Here is a 2,051-nt window from a genome sequence, read left to right on the forward strand (position 1 = left end):
TCGCCGACAGCAGTACACCCGCAGTACACCCATCCAGCCCCTGATCGTCGGCGACAACGAGGCCGCGCTGTCGCTGTCCCAAGCGCTTGAGAACGACGGCATCCGCGTTACCGCGATCCGCCCGCCCACCGTGCCCAACGGTACGGCGCGCCTGCGCATCACACTGTCGGCGTCGCATACCGCAGCCGACGTGGCACGCTTGCTGGACAGCCTGTCCGCCATCATGGCCCGGCGGGCAGAGCCATGAAAAACCTCTCGCCTCATTGCCGTCGCTTCCGAACCGCGCCAGGCCGAAACCCGACAGCGTCTGGCTGCCAAAGCAGGATTCCACAATGACCAGCATTGCCGACAGCACGACTGCCACCAACCAGGCCACCACGCTCGCTTCCACGTCCCTAAGCCGGTACCACACCGAGGAAGCGATGGCCGGAGCGTTGACCCCCTGCGACCGCCTGGTCGACGACGCCTTCCTGCGTGACCCCTACCCTGCCTACCACGCGCTGCGCGCGCTCGGGCCCATCCATTGGAGCGAAGAATTCTTCGGGGGGGCCTGGCTACTGACCCGGCATGAAGATGTGGAAGCGGTGCTGCGCGACCCCCGGTATTCGGCGCGGCGCACGGGAGGATGGGTGATGCGTGGCAGCGAAGGCGAGCGCCAGGCGCTTTGCCCCTTCCAGCGCTTGTTCAGCCGGGCCATGCTGTTCCTGGACGCGCCCGATCATACGAGGCTGCGACAGGTGCTCAATGCCGGCTTCCGTCCGGCTGCCCTGCGCGCTTTTGCCGGCACCATCGAGCAAATGACGGCCGGGCTGATTGCGCAGCTCGCAGGCGCCGAGGCGTTCGATTTCATGGAGTCGATTGCCAGGCCGCTGCCGGCGATGGTCATCGCGAGGTTGCTAGGCATGGACGTCGAGAACCAGCCGGACTTCCTCGCCTGGTCCGAAGACCTGGCCGCCTTCATCGGCGCACCGGATCCCGACGCCGCGCTGAAACGGCGCGCCCAGGTCAGCCTGCTCAAGATGGCTGCAGCATTTGAATCGATGCTGGCGCGGCGCAAGGCAGAAGACACGGATCTCTCGCAGGCGCAACAGCGGGACCTGATCGGGCATCTGCTGTACGCCGAGGCCGAAGGCAAAATCGAGGCCGGTGCCGAACTACTGGCGCAATGCGCGATGCTGCTGTTTGCCGGTCATGAAACGACGCGCAATCTGCTTGGCAACGGACTGCACGCCCTGCTGAGCCATCCCGAGCAATGGCAGCGCCTGCAGCAGACCCCGGAACTGCTGCCCAATGCCCTGCGCGAGTTGCTGCGCTACGAAAGCCCGGTCCAGTACACGGGACGTCGGGTTGCTACAGACATGATGCTGCACGGGCGCCAGTTGCGGCGCGGCGATCTGGTCGTTGCCCTGATCGGCGCCGCCAATCGCGACCCGGCGCGCTTCCGCAACCCGGACGAGCTGGACATCACGCGACGCGAAGGCTCCCACCTTTCGTTCGGGCATGGCCCACATGTGTGCATCGGCGCCGCGCTGACGCTGATGGAGGCAGAGATCGTGTTCCGGGCGATTCTGCGCCACATGCCCGCGCTTTCGCTCGCAGACGCCGAACCGCACTGGAACGGCAACCCCGTCTACCGGGGCTTGGCCAGACTTAGTTTGCAAGCGCGAGGACAGTCTGCCCGACAGACGTAGCTGGCTTTGTCACAACTTGCCCTCCCGTCCTGGACGGACGGGAGGCAACAGCCTGTCTCCGTGCAAGCACGCCAATATCAATCCGCCGGCTTCAACTCGATCAGCAGATCCTTCGCGGCGACGCGGTCACCCTGCTTCACATGCACCGCGGCAATCTCGCAGTCGCGATCCGCGGTGATGTGGGTTTCCATCTTCATCGCCTCCAGCGCCATCAGCGTCGTTCCCGCCGCCACGCGCTGTCCTGGCTGGACCGCCACCGTCACGATCGAGCCCGGCATGGGCGCGGCGATATGCAGCGGATTGCCGGGCTCGGCAACCGGACGGCTGCTGCGCACCACGCTCGCGTGCGTGGTACTACGC

At 66.0% G+C, this 2,051-nt stretch carries 3 protein-coding genes; 2 read left to right on the plus strand and 1 reads right to left on the minus strand.

Going from position 1 to position 2,051, the window contains the following annotated elements; genetic code table 11:
- Positions 1 to 247: aminotransferase class I/II-fold pyridoxal phosphate-dependent enzyme (locus AC1DO7_RS41055; protein ID WP_477117553.1), on the plus strand; the 247-nt coding region annotated here is incomplete at its 5' end.
- A gap of 85 nt (positions 248 to 332) precedes the next feature.
- Positions 333 to 1,691 carry a cytochrome P450 gene (locus tag AC1DO7_RS41060; protein ID WP_441621732.1) on the plus strand — a complete coding sequence of 453 codons (1,359 nt, stop codon included), beginning with the start codon at positions 333 to 335 and terminating at the stop codon, positions 1,689 to 1,691.
- A gap of 77 nt (positions 1,692 to 1,768) precedes the next feature.
- Here AC1DO7_RS41060 and AC1DO7_RS41065 read toward each other — a convergent pair.
- Positions 1,769 to 2,051: biotin/lipoyl-containing protein (locus AC1DO7_RS41065; RefSeq protein ID WP_477117554.1), on the minus strand; the 283-nt coding region annotated here is incomplete at its 5' end.

The sequence above is a fragment of the Cupriavidus sp. 05N40 genome, from assembly GCF_056397305.1.